The sequence below is a fragment of the Cryptosporangium arvum DSM 44712 genome, from assembly GCF_000585375.1.
In the GTDB taxonomy this organism is placed as follows: Bacteria; Actinomycetota; Actinomycetes; order Mycobacteriales; family Cryptosporangiaceae; genus Cryptosporangium; species Cryptosporangium arvum.
In genome coordinates, this window is the sequence record NZ_KK073874.1 from 6,623,577 (window position 1) to 6,641,668 (window position 18,092).

The 18,092-nt window shown below is 72.8% G+C and carries 15 protein-coding genes; 3 read left to right on the plus strand and 12 right to left on the minus strand.

The features are described 5' to 3' along the window. Nucleotides 1-68: 68 nt before the first annotated feature. Together CRYAR_RS30375 and CRYAR_RS30380 are read right to left on the minus strand one after the other, a co-directional pair. Nucleotides 69-929 (minus strand): TIGR03620 family F420-dependent LLM class oxidoreductase, encoded by an 861-nt coding sequence (locus CRYAR_RS30375; RefSeq protein WP_051571135.1) that lies wholly within the window; start codon nt 927-929, stop codon nt 69-71. 47 nt (nt 930-976) lie between these two features. Continuing rightward, nucleotides 977-3,262, minus strand: a complete 2,286-nt coding sequence (locus CRYAR_RS30380; RefSeq protein WP_051571136.1) for a putative bifunctional diguanylate cyclase/phosphodiesterase — start codon at nt 3,260-3,262, stop codon at nt 977-979. A 192-nt stretch (nt 3,263-3,454) separates the two neighbouring features. On the opposite strand from CRYAR_RS30380, the gene CRYAR_RS30385 reads away from it, so the two are divergent. Next, the gene (locus CRYAR_RS30385; RefSeq protein WP_035856734.1) at nt 3,455-4,474 is read left to right on the plus strand and encodes a saccharopine dehydrogenase NADP-binding domain-containing protein; all 1,020 of its coding nucleotides are present in this window, start codon (nt 3,455-3,457) and stop codon (nt 4,472-4,474) included. Here CRYAR_RS30385 and CRYAR_RS30390 read toward each other — a convergent pair. Further along, nucleotides 4,467-6,248, minus strand: coding sequence for an endonuclease/exonuclease/phosphatase family protein (locus CRYAR_RS30390; protein ID WP_051571137.1), 1,782 nt, complete (start codon nt 6,246-6,248; stop codon nt 4,467-4,469). The two genes, CRYAR_RS30385 and CRYAR_RS30390, sit on opposite strands and share 8 nt — an antisense overlap. 288 nt (nt 6,249-6,536) lie before the next feature. Continuing rightward, the gene (locus CRYAR_RS47630) at nt 6,537-6,689 is read right to left on the minus strand and encodes a hypothetical protein (protein ID WP_157018181.1); all 153 of its coding nucleotides are present in this window, start codon (nt 6,687-6,689) and stop codon (nt 6,537-6,539) included. Between the two features lie 276 nt (nt 6,690-6,965). On the opposite strand from CRYAR_RS47630, the gene CRYAR_RS30400 reads away from it, so the two are divergent. Next, nucleotides 6,966-7,721: a tyrosine-protein phosphatase gene (locus tag CRYAR_RS30400; protein WP_035856736.1), complete on the plus strand. Its 756-nt coding sequence runs from the start codon at nt 6,966-6,968 to the stop codon at nt 7,719-7,721. A gap of 178 nt (nt 7,722-7,899) precedes the next feature. Here the strand turns inward: CRYAR_RS30400 and CRYAR_RS30405 are convergent, their stop codons facing one another. After that, nucleotides 7,900-9,096 (minus strand): GNAT family N-acetyltransferase, encoded by a 1,197-nt coding sequence (locus CRYAR_RS30405; protein WP_035856737.1) that lies wholly within the window; start codon nt 9,094-9,096, stop codon nt 7,900-7,902. Between the two features lie 32 nt (nt 9,097-9,128). Further along, on the minus strand, nt 9,129-9,968 hold the full coding sequence (locus CRYAR_RS30410; RefSeq protein ID WP_035856738.1) for an SDR family oxidoreductase: 840 nt from the start codon (nt 9,966-9,968) through the stop codon (nt 9,129-9,131). Between the two features lie 99 nt (nt 9,969-10,067). Between CRYAR_RS30410 and CRYAR_RS30415 the strand changes: the two genes are divergently transcribed. Next, nucleotides 10,068-10,436: a winged helix-turn-helix transcriptional regulator gene (locus CRYAR_RS30415; protein WP_051572258.1), complete on the plus strand. Its 369-nt coding sequence runs from the start codon at nt 10,068-10,070 to the stop codon at nt 10,434-10,436. A gap of 91 nt (nt 10,437-10,527) precedes the next feature. Here CRYAR_RS30415 and CRYAR_RS30420 read toward each other — a convergent pair whose 3' ends face one another. From CRYAR_RS30420 to CRYAR_RS30445, 6 genes are all read right to left on the minus strand, one after another. Beyond that, nucleotides 10,528-11,805 (minus strand): ABC transporter substrate-binding protein, encoded by a 1,278-nt coding sequence (locus tag CRYAR_RS30420; protein WP_035856740.1) that lies wholly within the window; start codon nt 11,803-11,805, stop codon nt 10,528-10,530. Nucleotides 11,806-11,843: 38 nt separating this feature from the next. Beyond that, nucleotides 11,844-12,905: a branched-chain amino acid ABC transporter permease gene (locus CRYAR_RS30425; protein ID WP_035856741.1), complete on the minus strand. Its 1,062-nt coding sequence runs from the start codon at nt 12,903-12,905 to the stop codon at nt 11,844-11,846. A 5-nt stretch (nt 12,906-12,910) separates the two neighbouring features. After that, nucleotides 12,911-13,777: a branched-chain amino acid ABC transporter permease gene (locus tag CRYAR_RS30430; protein ID WP_035856742.1), complete on the minus strand. Its 867-nt coding sequence runs from the start codon at nt 13,775-13,777 to the stop codon at nt 12,911-12,913. Continuing rightward, complete coding sequence (locus CRYAR_RS30435; protein WP_035856743.1) at nt 13,777-14,493, minus strand: ABC transporter ATP-binding protein; 717 nt, start codon at nt 14,491-14,493, stop codon at nt 13,777-13,779. The genes CRYAR_RS30430 and CRYAR_RS30435 overlap by 1 nt, the downstream gene beginning before the upstream one ends. Beyond that, nucleotides 14,493-15,245 carry an ABC transporter ATP-binding protein gene (locus CRYAR_RS30440; protein ID WP_035856744.1) on the minus strand — a complete coding sequence of 251 codons (753 nt, stop codon included), beginning with the start codon at nt 15,243-15,245 and terminating at the stop codon, nt 14,493-14,495. The genes CRYAR_RS30435 and CRYAR_RS30440 overlap by 1 nt, the downstream gene beginning before the upstream one ends. Nucleotides 15,246-15,338: 93 nt before the next feature. Then, complete coding sequence (locus CRYAR_RS30445; RefSeq protein WP_035856745.1) at nt 15,339-18,044, minus strand: helix-turn-helix transcriptional regulator; 2,706 nt, start codon at nt 18,042-18,044, stop codon at nt 15,339-15,341. Between the last annotated feature and the right edge of the window lie 48 nt (nt 18,045-18,092).

Below are 18,092 nucleotides of genomic sequence, written 5' to 3' on the forward strand. Positions count from 1 at the left end.
CTGGACCGACCCACCGACAAAATCGCCGGTGTTCGGCGAACACCGGCGACTTCACCGATCCACCGGCGTCAGAGCAGCGCGGCCGCCAGGGTGCGGAACGCCTCCCGCGGGAACTCGGGGCGATCGACGCCGAGCACCTGGATCGTCACCTCGTCGGCACCGGCTTCGTAGTGCTTCTCCAGCCCGGCCACGACCTGCTCGGGTGTGCCCCACGGGATCAGCGCGTCGACCAGCCGGTCGCTGCCCCCGTCGGCGAAGTCCGCCTCGGTCCAGCCGAAGCGCAGCAGGTTCTGGGTGTAGTTCGGCAGCGTCAGATAGCCCGCCGTGTACTCCCTCGCGACGGCGCGCGCTCGCTCGGCGTCGGCTTCGAGGACGACCGCCACCTCGGGCGCGAGCAGCGCTCCGGGCCCGAGCGCCGCACGGGCCTCCGCGGTGTGTTCGACCGGGATGAAGTACGGGTGCGCTCCGCGCGACCGGTCGCGGGAGAGCTCGAGCATGCGCGGCCCGAGCGCGGCGAGGACGCGCTGTTCGGGGGCGACTCCGGCGGCGTCCAGCGCGTCCAGGTACTCGACCATCTTGGAGTAGGGCTTCCGGTACTGCCGGTCGTCGTTGTCGACGACCACCGCGTGGCTCGTCCCGAGCCCGAGCAGGAACCGGCCGGGGTGGTCCCGTTCGGCGTCGGCGACGAAGCCGGCGACGTCGGCCGGGTCCGAGTGCCAGATGCTGAGGATTCCGGGGGCGATGCCGATCCGCTTCGTCCCGTCGAGAAGCTCCCGGAAACGGGGCGGAACGCCGTCCCGGAAACCGGCCGAGAACCAGATCCGGGTGTATCCCAGCTCTTCGAGTTCGACGGCGGTCTCGAGAACGGCGTCCCGATCCTTGGAGGCGAGGAAGTAGGGCTGCCAGACACTCACGAGTCGTTCTGCCATACCCCCGACAGTATTACCGGAGTCCGGTGAACGAAGGGCGACGGAACTCAGAGCACGGACACCAGCGGGAACGTGGTCGCGGGAGGCCTCGGGCCGCCGGGCTGGGGTTTGCCGAACAACCACCCCTGCAGACGGTCGGCGCCCGCGGCCACCAGCGCCTGCGACTGTTCCTGGGTCTCCACGCCCTCGGCGACGACCTCCAGCCCCAGCGTGTGCGCGAGGTCGATGCAGGCGCGGGCGATCGCGGCCGCGGCCGGGTCGTCGAGCTTCGCGGTCAGCGACCGGTCGAGCTTGAGTTCGGTGGCCGGCAGCCGCTGCAGGTACGACAGCGCCGAATAGCCGGTGCCGAAGTCGTCGATCGCGACGCCGACGCCGGCCCGGCGCAGCGCCGCGAGGACGTCCCGGCCGGTGTCCAGGTCGCCGATCGCGACCTGCTCGGTGATCTCCACGGTCAGCGCGGAGGGTGGCAGGCCCCGCCTGGACAGTCCGTCCAGGATCTCCTCGACGAGGGCCGGGTGGAGCAGGTCGGAGGCGGCGAGGTTCACCGAGACCTGCACGGTCGAACCCGCCCGCCACCACCGGGCGGCCTGGTTCAGCGCCAGGTCTATGACCCGCCGGGTGAGGAACGGCGTCAGCCCGGTGCGCTCGGCGAGCCCGAGGAACTGGTCCGGCGCGATCGTCCCGTGCAGCGGGTGATGCCAGCGCACCAACGCCTCCACGCGGGGCGGCGCGGTCACGTCGGTGGCCACCAGCGCCTGGTAGTGCAGCTCGAGCGCTCCGTGCGGCGCCACCCCGGACGTCGTGCCGGTCAGCATCGCCCGCAGCTCGGACGCCCGCTCCAGCGAGTCGCGCTGCCGGTCGGGGCCGAGCGAGTCGTAGCGCACCCAGCCGCGCCGCTCGGTCTTCGCGCGGTACATCGCGGTGTCCGCGCAGCGCAGCAGCTCGAGCGTGCGCTCGCCGACGGTGCGGCCGACCGGCGCGTCCCCCTCGACCGCGATGCCGATGCTGACGTCGGTCGGCACCACGATGCCGCCGACCGGGAGCGGGCTGCGCACCGCGGCCAGCAGACTCTCGGCGAGCTGCTCGACCGCACCGTGCGCGGTGAGCACGGCGAACTCGTCGCCCCCGAGGCGCGCCAGCAGGTCGTCCGACTCGAGCGCGCCGGCCAGCCGGGGGGCGAGCGCCGCCAGGAGCTGGTCGCCGACCTGGTGCCCGAGGCCGTCGTTGACCTCCTTGAACCGGTCGAGGTCCAGCAGCAGGATCGCGTGCGTGCGACGGGTGTCAGCGGCCAGCGCCTCCTCGACGCCGCGGAGGAACCCGCGCCGGTTGTAGAGACCGGTGAGCTCGTCGGTGATCGCCAGCCGGTGCTGTTCGCCCGCGTCGAGCAGCGCGCGGACGCCGAAACCGACGCGCGCCAGCGCCGCCAGCACGCAGAAGGCCGCCAGTATTTCGGCCACCGGCGGCTGCTCGGTGAGCGCGCCGACGACGAGCACGATCACCGCCGACCCGGCGCACAGCAGCGGAGCGAGCAGTGTCCGCAGGTCGATCGGGCGGTCGGCCATCCGCCGGGAGCGCTGCCAGGCCGACGCCGCGAGCAGCAGGCCGATCACGCCGGCGAGCTGGTCCACCCGCTCGACGTCCGCACCCCCGTCCGCGAGCACGCGGCTGACCAGGCCGTTGGCGACGGCGAACACGAGAACGGTCGCCGAGAGCAGCCGCCAGCGGTTGTCCAGGCGCCAGCCGGCCAGCGCCGCGATCGAACCGATCATCCCGACCAGCACCATGGTCAGCGCCGGGTACCCGAGCGTCACGATCGCGTCCAGCGGCGACACGCCGGTCCAGTTCAGCACCGAGCGGCCGAGCACCAGCGCCATCACGGCCGCACCCAGCGTCCCCGCGACGACGGCGTCCCAGACCCGGACCGCCCCGACGCCACCGACGAGCGGCCGGGACAGCAGCCAGACGGCGAGGCCCAGCAGCGGTAGCGGGGGCAGCCAGAACGCGTCGGCGAGCGAGAACGACGGGAGCGGGTCACCGGAGGAGAGAAGCCGGTCCCAGACGACGTACCCGGCCCCGTTGAAGGCCGCGACCGCGGCGATCAGCGCCCAGGCCACGCGCTGGGACGGCATCAGGACGCAGCGCAGGCCGACCAGAACGGCGCTGGTCAGCAGGATGATCTCGATCAGGGCCCAGGACGACCAGAGGTGCAGGGGCGAGCGCTCGCCGTGCCCCGTCCAGACCCAGCCGAGGTGGACGACGAGCGCGGTGCCGAGCAGCGCGCAGACCCAGCGGACGGCCCGGGCGACGACTACCGCCCCGGGGCGCTCGGCCATGGCTGATCTCCTCCGGCTCCGGGCGCCGGGGGCGGCCCCTCGTCATCTGGAGTCGTCCGAATCGGCCCCGACCTGAGACGTCCGGACAGGATACGACGGCTATCCCCAGCGAGGTGAACGGTGACTACCTGAAGGCGTTCGATTGGCGTAGCGTAACTTCGAACACGCGTTCGAAAACAACGGGGAGCGCCCATGTCTGCGGTACCGATCGCCGTGTACGGCGCCACCGGCCACACCGGCCGGGTGGTGGCCACCGAACTGCTGGCTCGCGGTCATCCGGTCGTCCTGGGCGGGCGGGACGCCGCCGGCCTGATCGAGTTCGCCACCGATCTGGGCGAAGGTGATCGGGTGACGGTCCGGCCGGCCGCGCTCGACGACCCGGAGGCGTTACGCGCGCTGGCCGCCAGCGCGCCGGTGCTCATCCACTGCGCCGGGCCGTACGCGCTCACCGGCCCGCCGGTCGTCGCCGCGGCCATCGACGTCGGCACCCACTACATCGACCACGCCGTCGAGGTGCACCACGTCCAGGACCTGTTCGGGTCCTACGCCGGGGCCGGGGTGCAGATCGTGCCCGGGATGAGCTTCTACGGCGGCCTCGGTGACCTGCTGGCCGCGCTCGCCGCGGACGGCCTGGAGAACGTCGAGAAGGTCACGGTCGGCTACGCGGTGAGCGGCTGGCGGATGACCACCGGCGCTCGCCGCACCGCCGATCTGCTGATCAACGAGGTCGAGCGGATCACGTTCACCGAGGGTGCCCAGCGGGTCGGCCCGCTGCCGATGTACACCACGACCTACGTCTTCCCCGCTCCGCTCGGTCCGCGGATGATGATCGGCCCGTTCCCCACCGGCGACGCCGTGACGATCCCGCGGCACGTCCCCACCGCCGAGGTCGAGGTGCTGCTGACCGCGACGACGTTCACCGAGCCGCAGGTCTTCACGTCCGAACACGTCGACGACACCGAGCGCGCCGCGACCGCGTTCACGGTGGCGGCCGAGGTGGTCGCGGGCGGCGTTCACCGCACCGCCCACGTCACCGGTCACGACATCTGGTGGGCGGGCGCGGTGGCGTCGGTGGAGGCCGCGCTCGACCTCGCGTCGGACCACCACCGCGGGCCGAAGACCGGCGTCCACAGCCCGGCGGAGGCTTTCCCCGCCGGGCCGTTCCTGCGACGTCTGGAGGAGCTCGGTGCGTTCGTGCTCGCCGTCAGCTGACCGTCAACCGCACCAGCTGCGGGTCGTGGTCGCTGGCCTGATCGGCGTACTCGGCGTTGACGTGCACGACGTCGTAGGAGTACGCCCGCGCCGCCGCGCGGCTGAGCAGGATGTGGTCGAGCACCTGCGAGTTGCCGTCGAAGACGTAGGTGTACCGCTCGGCCACCGGCAGGGTCGCCGGCAGGTCCACCAGTTGCGAGCCGGCCAGCGTCTTCACCGTCGGGGAGAACTCGAAGTCGTTGAGGTCCCCGACGACCGCGATGCGGGCCTGCGGATCCTTCGCCAGCAACTGCTTCACGAACGTGTTCACCAGCGCCGCCTGCCGGCCGCGCTTGGCCGCCGACGACTGCGCCGGGGGCTGGAACCGGCCGAACAGCGGCTGGTCGCCCCCCTTGGAGACGAAGTGGTTCGCGATCACGAAGACCGACCGGCCGCGGAACACGAACTCGCCGGCCAGCGGCTTGCGGCTGTCGGCCCAGGCGGTGTCGGCCGGGGCGATCCGGCCCGGGTTGAGCGACAGGTGCCCGGCGCTCGTCACCGCGACCGGCGTGGCCGCGTCGCCGGCCGGTGCGCTCGCGAACGACACGCCCCGGCTCGCCGCGTACAGGAACCCCACCCGGATGTTGCCGCCCGGCTCACCACCGTCGGCGTTGTTCACCGGGTCGATCTGGCGGTACGCGTAGGCCGGGCCACCGGCGGCCGTGATCGCCGCGATCAGCGCCCCGTACGTGCGGTCGGCGGCCACCGTTCCGTCGTTGGTGGCCCCGGTGTTGTCCTGTACCTCCTCCAGGGCCAGGATGTCGGGCGCGCGCAGGTTCCCGACGATGATCGACGCCAGCCGGGCGAACTTCGCCGGTGGGTCGTTCGGGTCCAGGTTCTCGACGTTGAACGTGGCCACCGAGACCTCGGCCGCGGAGTCGGCGCGGGTCGTCTCGGGGGCTTTCGTGCCGGTGAAGGACACGGCCGCGGTCAGGATCACCTTGAAGTTGCCGAAGCCGTAGCTCACCACGCCCTCCGCGGGCCGGGCCGCGGTGGCACCGACGTCGGCTTTCGGCGGCGCGAAGCCGAGCCCGTCGTCGAGGATGATCCGTTCCGGGTTCGCGTCGTCCGGCCGCACCACGATTCCGCCCCGGACGCTCCGCGGGCCGGCGCCGCGGCCCCGGTCGCCCAGCACCGGCAGTTCGTTGAACGAGTTCGTGGGGCCCACCGCCACCGCGCCGCCGACCCGAACCCGCATCGACTCCAGCGACTCGTAGAAGTCGATGCCGTCGGTGGCCGGGTCGAATTTCCCGCCGGCCTCGACGTCGCCCTTCGCGTCGTCGTCGATCACGGTCGTCGGGGGGCGCCGGCCACCGGCACCGAGCACGGTCGGCGCGGGCAGCGGGTTGCCGGCGGAGGTGACGGTGACGGTCGGCGTCGTCAGCTCGGTGGTCGTCAGGTTGGCGGTGCCGTCGGCACCGCCCGGCCGGAACTCGGTGACGGTGCCCTCGACGGTGACCGCGTCGCCGACCGCGACGGTCGGCGCCGTGCCGGTGAACACCAGGATCGCCTCGGACGTGCGCTGATCCCGGTCCGGCCGCGGGTCCTGCAGGTAGAAGCCGTTGGACGCCTTCGCGGTGACGACGCCCGGAACACTCACCACGGTGCCGCGCAGCGGCGAGACGTGGGCGGTTCCCTGCACGTCGTGGATCCGTGTTGCGGTCGCGGCCTGCGCGGGTGCGCTCACGAGCACACCGCCCACGAGCACCAGGCCCAGAGCAGTTCGTCTCAACATGCGGGTATTACGCCATACCAGTTCCGGACAAGCCCGCACATCCGCGAACTGTTGGCCTAATGGACTATCAGCTCTGGGAATCCGGACACGGGAACGACTGGCCGCACCAGTCACACACTCCGCCGGCCGGAACGTGCAGCCGGCGGAGGGTTTCCCGGGCCGCGGCCCGCTCCGCGGCCAACTCCTCGAGCGTCAGCCCCGCATCCAGCTCGTCACCGGGACGGGTCCCCCACCCGTCCGTCCGGCGCCGATCGTCACCACCGCTCATCACGCCACCGCTCTGGACCGTCAACGGCCCGGCGCCATCGCGACGAGCAGGGCGGGCACCAGCCGCACCAGCCATCGGAGGTCACCCCCCGGCACACCGACCGCGGTCGCGGCGTCCAGTTCGGCGGCGTCCACGACCGCCTGGCGCCCCGGCACCGGGCGACGGCGTGTCACTCGCGCGCGGTCGTCCTTTCCGGAGGCTGATCTGACCAATTCCACCAACACCGTGGTTTCGCGGTTCTCCATGGCGTTTTCCCCCTGGATCTCGACCCTCTCTCCTGGCTTAACGAGACCCTCGGCTCAGAGCGACGATCAACTCGGTCGTTTGACCCAGAAATCTGGTCGAGGTGTCCGTTGAGTGATCAACATTGCTCTGAACGGAGGAACGGCACCACCGTGCACACCCCCAGTCGTACGGTTGACCCGGTCGTGCGGGCGAGAGGGGCACCGATGGCGGAGCGCGTCGTCACGTTGGAGGGCGCGAGCAACGTCCGCGACCTCGGTGGTCTGCGTACCGCCGACGGGCGCCGCACCCGGTTCGGCCGGCTGTACCGCTCGGACTCACCGTCCGAACTCACCCCCGACGACGTGCGCGCGCTGGTCGACGACCGGGGGCTGCGGCACGTGGTGGATCTGCGCTCGCGCGAAGAGGTGGAGCGCGACGGTCCCGGCCCGCTCGAGCGCGCCGGTCTCGCCTACGCCAACCACTGGATGAGCAGCGACCCCGGGGTCGGCCAGGTCGTGCCGGAGATCATGCGCGGCAACCTGTCCGGCCACTACCTGGGCTACCTGGGTTCGGGCGCCGAGCGGGTGGTCGCCGCCGCGCGGTTGCTCGCCGACCCCGGCAACCACCCCGCGCTCGTGCACTGCGCGGCCGGCAAGGACCGCACCGGCACCCTCGTCGCGCTCCTCCTCGACGCGGTGGGCGTGCGCCCCGAGGAGATCGCGGCCGATTACGCGCTGACCGACGCGAACATGGGCGCGGTCTTCGAGCGTGTCGTGCGCCGGCTCGAAGCGTCCGGCGGACCCCTGCCGACGGTGAGCCGTGATCTGCCCGACGAATCCCGGCGTGCCCGCGCGGAGACGATGGCCGAGTTCCTCGACCAGCTGACGACGGTGTTCGGGGGTGGGGCGGGGTGGCTTCTCGCTCACGGCTTCCCCGACGAGGAGCTGACGCGGTTCCGCACGGCGTTTCTCGGTGATTGACGGTGGTCGGGCGTCGTCCGGCCGGGCGCGCCGCCAGGCTCGGTGCGTGTGCGTCGGGCGGGGGCCGCGGCTATGTCACGAAGGCGCCCGGGGTGGCGCTCGGCGTGCCCGGGGGCTTGGCGCGGGTGGCTCTCCCGACCACGAGCTGGCCCCGTTCCGTGGCCGCGCTGGACCCGATTCAGAAGAACGTGCCGCAGAACGGGGCGGTCGCCGTCGCGAAGAGATCGTCGGCGGTCGGTACCAGCGACAGATCGCCGGTCACACGGCCCGCCGCGGCGAGTTGACGCCAGCTCGTCCCCCCGAGATACACCGCTCCGAGCGCGGCGACATCCACCGTGAGCTGGGGCTCCGCGGTCGTGGGCTTCGCGCCGGGCGCGCCGATCCAGTACGACCCCGCGTTCGGCGCCACGACCTCGTCCACGACGCCCACCACGACCTCGCCGGAGCCCCGATACGTCCGCGCGGCCAGTGCCGCACCCACGTCGACGAGGCGGAGCCAGATCTCGTCCTCGATCGACTCGCTCCGTACCGGCCGTTCGTCGACGAGCATGACGCGTAGCGGGTCGTCCAGCGCGAGCCCGTCGAACTTCACGGTCTCGACCAGGTCGATCGAGAACAGGTAACGCAGCAGCGAGGCCCGCGCGGTCCCGTCGGCCGTGACGAGGTCGTCGACGACTACCGACTCCTCGTCGCCGGCCGGGTGGTACCTGACGTATCCGGTCTCGGCGCCGGGCGGCCCGCACACGGCCACCATGGACGGCTGCTTCGCGTCGAGCACCCGTAGCCGCCGGACCGTCCACCACTCGCCGGTCCGGGAGATCGCGCCCGTCCAGGACGGGTCGATCCGCTCGTAGATCTCCCGTTGCAGCGTCCAGGCGTCGGCGGGGCGGGCGAGCCGCACGACCTCACCCCCGGCCACGCCGGGGCGCAGCACCGCCCGGCGGGACGCCACCGCGGCGACCTCGAGGCGCCCGGCCACCCCGTAGCCGTACCGCTCGTAGATGCCACCTTCGGCGGCTCGGAGCGTCGCGATCGCCACGCCCCGCTGCCGGGCGTCGGACAGCTGGGCGTTCATCAGGGCGCGCGCCACCCCGCGGCGGGTGTGGGTCGGCAGGACGCCGACCCGGGTCACCGCGGCGTGCGGCAGCCGCGCGCCGCCCGGCACGACGACGTGGGTGGTGTAGGACGCGGCCGTGCCCACCAGCTCGCCGTCGAGGTAACCGCCGAACGTGCGGCCCGGTTCGCTGATCTCGGTGGCCCGGCCCGGGAGCGGCGGCAGCCCCACGAGCGCGATCCGGAACACCTCGAACGCGGCTTCGACCTCCTCCGGCGTCTCCAGGATCCGGACGGTCGGAGTGGCGGCATCAGAACGCACACCGCCACTCCATCATCTGCCCGGCGGAAGTGTCACGCCGATTTCAGCGCGGCCGCGACGGCCTCGGAGAGGGTGGTCGGGGCGCGGCCGATGAGGCGGTGCAGGTCACCGCTGTCGACGAACAGGTCGCCGATCGACAGGCCGTGGTCGGCGTTGGCGAGCACCGCGGCGAACGGCGCGGGGACGCCGAACCCGGTGAGCGTCTCCGCGTACTCGGCCTCCGCCAGGTTCTTGTAGACGACCGTCCGGCCGCTCTGGCGGCTGATCTCGGCCGCGAGCTCCGCGAGCGTGAACGCCTCGTCGCCACCCAGCTCGTAGGTCGAGCCCGGGGTCGGGTCGACGAGCACCGCGGCCGCGGCGGCGGCCAGGTCGGCCCGGGTGGCGCTGGACACCCGGCCGTCGCCGGCGGCGCCGAGGATCGCGCCGGTCGCGAGGAACTGCTCGATCTGACCGGTGTGGTTCTCCAGGTACCAGCCGTTACGCAGGAACACGGACGGGATGCCCGACGCGGCGATCGCCTGCTCGGTCGGCGCGTGCTTGCCCGACATCAGCGTGAGGCTGCTGGTGTCGGCGCGCAGGCCGCTGGTGTACACGATCAGCCCGACGCCGGCCGCGCGGGCGGCGTCGACCACGTTCGTGTGCTGTTCGAGCGTGTCACCGGAGATGAACAGCAGTTTGTCGGTGCCGGCGAAGGCCGGGGCCAGGGTCTCGGGGCGGTCGTAGTCGGCCTCGACCACGCGGACGCCGAGGTCGGCGGCTTTCGAGGGGGTCCGTACGGCGGCGGTGATCTCACTCGCCGGGACGCCCCGGTCGAGCAGCTCGGCGATGACCAGACGGCCGAGGTGGCCGGTTGCGGCGGTGACGGTGATCACGACGTTCTCCTCTGACGAACCAATCGATCACCCCTAGCTTGTACTAACTTTTCGAAAGTGCAAACTGCGAGTGAGTACACTCGCGGTGTGGACGACGACATGCACGAGCTGGTCGCGGACGTGTTCGCGCGTGGCTGCACGTCGCGGAAGACGCTGGAGAGCATCACCGGCAAGTGGGGTGTGCTCGCGCTGGTCGCGCTGCGCGAGGGCGCCTACCGCTTCAACGCGCTGCGCCGCCGGGTCGACGGGGTGAGCGAGAAGATGCTCGCCCAGACCCTGCAGACGCTCGAGCGCGACGGGCTCGTGCACCGCGAGGTGCTGGCGACGATCCCGGCGCGGGTCGAGTACACGCTGACGCCGCTCGGCACCGAGATCTCCGAGCAGCTGTTCGCGCTCGTCCAACTGCTCGAAGCCCGGGTCCCCCAGGTCGCCGAGGCCCAGGCCACCTACGACGCCCGGCCCAAGTAGGCCCCGGGCACCAGCAGACACCCGGCCCACCAGGCCCCGGGCGACCGCGGACGCCCGGCCCGGATCGGGCCGGGCGTCAAGAAAACACCGCTCAGGCGGACGGGATACCGCTCGCCGGCGGAGCCGCCGGCGTGCCGGTGTAGGGCTCGACCGGCCCACTCCCCGTGTCGGTGACGTACGGGGTGTCGACGAGCGCCTGCTTACCACCCTTGATCACCGAGATCTGGGTGCCGCTGAACCCGGAGTGGTCGTCCTTCGAGTACCGCATCGGCACCAGCGACGGACCCTCGAACCCACCCTTCTCGATCGCCGAGAGCAGGCCCTCGCGCGTGAGGTCCTTGCCCGCCGCCTGCAGTGCCTGCACGAACGTGTAGCCGACCGCCATGCCGAAGAGCGTGTTGACCTCGAACGCGGTGTTGCCGTTGTACTTGGCGTTGACGTCCTTGAACAGCTTCGTCCAGGGGTTCGCCTCGTCCAGCGGGCTGGGCAGGTACCCCGAGGTCACGTAACCCTCGAGCAGGAGCGGCGCCGGCTTGCCGAGCAGCGCGGACAGCCCGACGAAGTCGCCGCCGACGCTGCTGCCGACCCACTGGGCCCGGTAGCCGAGCTTCGCGGCGGTCCCCAGCGTGAGCGCGGTGAACGGGGTGATCGTCGCGAGCACGTTGACCTGGCACCCGGCCGCCTTCAACGCCCCCACCTGCGGTGCGACGTTGGTGTTCGTCGGGACGTAGTTCTGCTTCGCGGCCACCGGCCCGAGCACGGTCTCCACGCCCTTCAGAGCGTCGGCACCGAAGTCGTCGTTCTGGCCGAAGAAGCAGACCTTCCGCCCGGGGAACGTCTTCTTGACGTAGTTCGCCAGCACCTTCGACTCGGTCACGTAGTCCACGTTGAACCCGAACGTCGACGGGTACTTCGACGGCTGGTTGAACAGCGCGCTGCCGGACGAGACGAACAGGTCGGGCACCTTGTTGGTCTTCAGGAAGTCGAGCACCCCGCCGTGCGTGGGGGTGCCGAGCCCGTTGAGGATCGCGAAGACCTTGTCCTGCAGGACGAGCTGACGCACGACCTCCTGCGTCTTCGCCGGGTTGTAGGCGTCGTCGACGACCTTGTACTCGATCTTGCGGCCGTTCACGCCGCCCTTCTCGTTGACGTAGTCGAAGTACGCCTTGGTGGCGGCGGAGATCTTCGAGTAGCCCGCGGCGGCCCGTCCGGTGAGCGGCTGGTGCGTGCCGACGAGGATCGTGGAGTCGGTGACGCCGGGCACGGCGGCGCCGTTCCCGCCCGGCGAGTTCTCGGCACAGGCCGCGCCGGTCAGTACGAGCGCCAGCGCGGCGGTGACGGCGACACCGCGCCGTAGTCGTCGAGGCATTGTCGACCTCTCTCTGGGATGGGGGTGGGACAGCGGCGTCACGCGCCGCCACGCAGGCGGCGGAGGGCGCGGCTGACGAGCGCGTCGAGACCGCCCGGCGCCGTCGTCATCACGACGATCAGGGCCAGGCCGAAGATCGCGAGCGGAAGCGTGCCCTCCAGGCGTTGCTGCAACGCCGGGTCGGCGTCGAGACCGCGGGTGGCCCAGTCGGCAAGCGGCTGCAGCGCGACCAGCACGATCGCGCCCCACACCGCACCCCGGAGGCCGCCCAGCCCGCCGAGCACGATCGCGAGCATCAGGTTGAGCGAGAGCGTCAGCCCGTACGCGCCCGGCGAGACGCTCTGCGCGAGCAGCGCGAACATCCCGCCGCCCAGGCCGGCGCCCGCGGCCGAGAGCACGAAGGCCAGCACGCGCACCCGTCCGACGTGGATCCCGGCGAGCGACGCGGCCACCTCGTCGTCGCGGACGGCACGCAGGGTCCGGCCGAACCGGCTCCGGACGAGGTTCGCCAGCAGCAGGAGCACCACCGCGGCCCCGAGCAGCGTGATCCACGCCTGCCAGCGTTCGAACGGGAAGTACGCGCCCAGCGACGCCGGAGCCGGCGAGACCGCGAACGTGAGCCCGGCGTCGCCGCCGAACAGGCCGTCGAACGTGGTGGTCACGGCGGGGACGGCGACCGCGACCGCGAGCGTCGCCCCGGCCAGGTAGGGGCCGTGCAGGCGGGCGGCGGCGACGCCGATCACGGCGCCGAGCACGGTGGCCACCAGCACCCCGGCGAGCAGCGAGAGCAGGAACGGGAGGCCCGGCGTCAACGCCACCGTGTACGCGCCGGCGGCCATCAGCGCGCCGTGCCCGAGCGAGATCTGGCCGGTGAATCCGGTCAGCAGGATCAGGCCCGGCAGCACGCACAGGTACGCGCCGATCGTCGCCAACTGGTAGTTGCGGAACGGCTCGATCTGGTAGGTCGCGATCACCACGACCACCCCGACCACGGTCGCGATCAGCACGTGACGTAGCAGCGTGTTGCCGCGCCGCACGGTCGCGGCCCGGGTACGCGGAGGCACCGAGGTGACCCTGGCCGTGTCCGTGGAGTTCGCCATCCCGCTCACACCCGCCTCGCCGAAGGAACCGCGAACAAGCCGCCCGGCCGGACCAGCAGCACCACCACCAACAGCCCCAGCACGGCCAGTGGGGTGGCGTCGCTGCGGACGTAACCGCCGACGTAGGACAGCAGCACGCCGACGATCAGCCCGCCCAGCACCGCACCGGCCGGGCTGTCCAGCCCACCCACCACCGCGGCCGTGAACGCGGCCACGAACACGTCGTCCATCGCGGTCGGGTGCAGCCCCAGTTCGGTGGGGACGACGAGCAGCGCGGCCAGCGACCCGACGACCGCGGCCAGCACCCAGCCGAGCGTCCGCATCAGCGCGACGTCGACGCCGAGCAGGCGGGACACCTCGGGCGCGAACGCCGACGCCCGCATCCGCAATCCCAGCGGGGTCCGGGTGAACAGCCAGGTCAGGACGGCCAAAAGAACACCGACGACGCCGAAGACGAAGACGTCGTACGGGGAGACCCCGGCGAACACCGCGTTCTGGCTGAACGGCGCCGGGAACGCCAGGTACTCGTTCGTGTAGATCATTCCCAGCACCGCCTGCATCAGCAGCACCAGACCGATCGCCACCACGATCGCGTTCAGCGGTGGCGCGTCGTGCACCCGCCGGGCCACGACCAGCTCGATCACCGCACCGAGCAGCGCGGCACCGACGAGCGCCGCGGCGAACCCCAGCCAGTAGGAGCCGGTCGCGCCGGAGACCGAGTACGCGATGTAGACGGTGGCGACCGCCATCGCCCCCTGTGCGAAGTTCACCACCCGGGTCCCGCGCCAGATCAGCACCAGCGCGAGCGCGAACGCCGCGTAGATGGCTCCGCGGGTGACCCCGTCCATCGTCAGAAAGAGGAAACGATCCATCAGAACCCCAGGTAGGCGTGGCGGAGATCGTCGTCGTCCTGCAGCCGGGCGGCGGGCGCGGACATCACGACCTCGCCGACCGACAGCACGACGCCGTGGTCGGCGATCGACAGCGCGCTCCGCACGTTCTGCTCGACCAGCAGCACGCTCAGACCGGTGTCCGCGCACCGCCGCGCCAGCAGCGCGAGGATCTGCGCGGTCACCCGCGGCGCCAGGCCGAGCGACGGCTCGTCGAGCAGCAGCAGGGACGGCCGTGCCACCAGCGCCCGGCCGACGCTGAGCATCTGCCGCTCTCCGCCGGACAGCTGGTGTCCCACGCTGCGCCGGCGCCGCGCCAGCGGCTCGAACAGCTCGTACACCTCGGCCAGCGCGGCCCGCGCGTCCGGCCGGTCGCGGCGCCAGAGTCCACCGAGGCGGAGGTTCTCGTCGACGGTCAGCTCGGCGACCACCCCGCGCCCTTCCGGCACGTGCGCGATCCCCCGCCGGACGAGCTTCTCCACCGCGACGCCACGCACGTCGGCGCCGTCGAAGACGATCCGTCCGCCGGTGGGGCGGATCAGGCCGGAGAGCGTGCGCAGCAGCGTGGTCTTACCCGCGCCGTTCGCGCCCAGCACCGCCAGGATCGCCCCGCGCTCGACGCTCAGCGAGACGTCACGCAGCACCTGGACCGGGCCGTAGCCGCAGCTCAGGTCCTCCACCTCGAGCAGCGGCGCCATCAGGACGCCACCCCCAGGTAGGCCTCGGTGACCCGGTCGTCGGCCTGGATCTCGGCCGGTGTCCCGTCGGCGATCCGCTTGCCGAAGTCGAGGACGACGATCCGGTCGCAGACCGACATGACGAGGTCCATGTGGTGCTCGACCAGCAGGACCGCGCAGGACAGCGAGCGGATCAGCTCGGCGAGCTCGTCGACCTCGTCGGATCCGAGGCCACCGGCGGGTTCGTCGAGCAGCAGCAGCCGGGGCCGGGTGACGAGCGCGCGGGCCAGCGCCACCTTCTTCTGCACCGCGTACGGGAGCGCACCCGGGAGACTGGCCGCGGCCGCGCCGATGCCCAGCGATTCGAGCGCTTCGCCGGCGAGACCACGCAGGTGACGTTCGTCGCGGTCGGAGCGCGGAAGGCCGAACAGCGCGGCGGCGAACCCGGCCCGCGACCGGCGGTGCGCGCCGATCATCACGTTCTCCAGCACGGTGAGGCCGGCGAACAGGCCGAGGCCCTGCAGCGTACGTGAGATTCCGGCGGCGGCCAGGCGGTCCGGGCGGGGACGGAACGGCTCACCGTCCCAGCGCACCGTGCCCGCGGTGGGGCGGACGAAGCCGCACACGACGTTGAAGAGCGTGGTCTTGCCGGCGCCGTTCGGGCCGATCACCCCGACGACCGAGCCCGGGGAGACCTCGACCGAGACGTCGTCGAGCGCGACCAGCCCGCCGAACCGCACGCCGACGCCCTGCACGGACAGTCCACTGTTCACCGGCGTCCCCTTCGTCGTCGTCGACGACGAAATACTCGGTGACCAGCGCACTTACCCGCATCGGCGATATCGCCGGTGTAGGTATCGCCCGAATTATCCGGTGAGTAGCCGCACCAGCTCGACCCGGGAGCGCACGCCGAGCTTCACGAAGATGTTGCGCATGTGGTGGTCGACGGTCCGCGGGCTCAGATAGAGCTGCGCGGCCACCTCGCGGTTGGTGGCGCCCTCGGCGACGATCCGGGCGATCGTGAGCTGCTGCGCGGTGAGCGCACCCTCCAGCCGGGTCTCGACCGGGCGGACCGGCTCACCGGTCGCCCGCAGCTCGGCCCGGCTCTGCTCGACCCAGGCCGTGGCTCCGAGCCGGTCGAACGTGTCGTGGGCGGAGCGCAGCGGGGTCCTGGCCGCCGACGGACCCCGGCGCCGGCGCAGCTCGCGTCCGTAGAGCAGCTCGGTACGCGCGTGCTCGAAGTCCGAGTCGCCGAGCTGGTGCAGCCGGATCGCCTCCCGGTAGGCGTCCTCGGCGTCGTCCGGGTCGGTGGCGGTGAGCGCCTGGCAGCGGGCGAGCAGCGCCCGGGCCGCGGTGCTGCCGGTGCTCGTGGCCCAGCGGCCGAACAGCTCGGTGGCCTCGACCGCGCCGGCCCGGTCGCCGCACCGCACCGCGGCCTCGACGAAGTGCGGGGCGGTGAGCACGCGCCCGGTGACGTACCCCGGCCCGCCGCCGGCGGTGGCGACCGCGCGCAGCCGCCCGGCGGCGTCGGCGGCCCGGCCGGCGGACAGGTCGCGGTGCGCCAGCGCCCAGGACGACATCGAGTGCGGCATCGCCAGGCCCCGCTCGGCCGCGATCGCGGTGGCGGCCTGGGCGTGACGCAGGCCGGCGTCGTCGTCGCCCTGGAACATCGAGAACAGCGCGAGCAACGAGCGGTGGAACGCGACCGAGTTGTCCAGGCCGGCCTCCTGGGCGAGCCGCAGGCCCTCCTGGGCCGACGCCAGCGCGCCGTTGTACCGCCCGAGCCAGAGCTGCGCGAACGTGGCCAGCTCCAGCGTGCGCGGCACCAGGGCGAGCTGGCCGCGGGCCCGGGCCACGGCGCCGGACCGTTCGGTGAGCCCGAGCGCCAGCGACTCCTCGCCGAGCATCAGCGCCGCGAGCGTCCCCCAGTTCATCGCGGTCGGGTCGTCGGTGCGCGGCACCAGGTCGACGACGTTGCGCAGGCGTCGGACGGCCTCGCCGTGGCGTCCGCGGAACAGCGCCATCATCCCGGCGGCGTACTCGAACATCAGCTCGCGCTCGGGGGGGTCGCCGCCTTCGCGCAGCGCGAGGACACGCAGCGAGATGTCGACGTACCGCCGCAGGTTGCCGGTGAGGAAGCTCGCTTCACCGGCGTGCAGGAGCGCGACGACCGCGGCGGTGCGGTCGCCTGCCGCGAGGCGGTCGGACGCGCCGAGCAACGTCTCGTGGGCGGCCGCCGGCGACCCGGCACGCAGCTCGATCTGGCCGCGGAGCAGGTCGCGTCGCCCGCCGGTGGTGACCGCGGCCGGCGCCGGGCGCAACCGCGTGAGCAGCACCCCGGCGCGGTGCGGACGCCCGGCGAGCCAGGCGTCGCGGGCCGCGGCGAGCAGCAGCTCGGCGCCGTTCGGGCTGAGCTCGGCGGCCCGCTCGGAGGCGAGGGACGCGGCGGCGTGGTCGCCGCGGTCGCGGACCTCCTCGGCGACGTCGGCCAGTTCCCGCGCGAGCGGCTCGGAGGGTTCGGCCGCGGCCAGGTGCCAGAGGCGGCGCAGCCGGTGCTCGGGCACGGACCCACCCAGCGCGCCGGCGATCCGCCGGTGCACGGCCCGCCGCCGCTCCGGCGACACCCCGCGGTAGACCGAGCCCGCGACCAGCGGGGTCCGGAACCGCATCCGCCCGTCCACCACGTGGACGATTCCCGAGGCCTCCGCCGCGTCGACCGCCTCGGCCGAGAGCTCGGACACGGTGTCCAGGTCGAGGCCCTCCGGGTCGGCGGCGAGGAGGAGCAGCAGCTCGCGGGTGGCGTCGGGCAACGCGCGCAGCCGGGTGTCGTAGGCGCGGCGGATGCGGCTGCCGCGCGGGAACTCGACCGGGAGCGGCGCCCGCCCCCGGGCCTGCTCGACCGAGAGCGCCCCGGCCACCTCACGCAGCGCGAGCGGCGCGCCCGCGCACAGCTGCACCAGTTCGATCGCCACGTCGGGGCTCAGCCCGGCCGACGCGATCAGCTCCGCACCGGCCGCGACGTCCAGGCCCACCAGCGGCAGCCGCTCGACCCCCGGCAGCACCGGCCCGGTCGCCGCTCCACCGGCCGGGTCGGTCGCGGCCGCCAGCACCACCACGTTCGCCGACGCCACCCGCCGCGCCGCGAACGCGAGCACGTCGCGCGACGCCGTGTCGATCACGTCGACGTCGTCGACACGCACCAGCACCGGCTGCCTGCGCCCGGCGAGCACCAGCAGGTTCAGCACCGCGACGCAGAGCGCGAACCGCGGCACGTCCTCGCCGGTCTCCAGCGCGCGGCGCAGCACCGCGGCCTGCGCGGGCGGCAGCTGGTCGAGGTCGGCCGCGAGCGGCATCAGCACCTGCTGCACGGCGGCGAACGGCAGATCGGTCTCGGCCTCGACCCCGGCCGCCTCGAGCACCAGGAACCCCGGTGCGGGCGTCCGCAGCAGCGCGGTCTTGCCCGACCCCGGCGCACCATGGATCAGCAGCGCACCGCCTCCGGAGAGGGCTCGCGCCCGCTCCAGGAGCGCGGCGATCCGACGCAGTTCCCCGCCTCGCCCGACCAGACTCATAGCGAGGATTGTTACCTGCCGGTAATGGCGCCGTCCCCCACTCCGGGA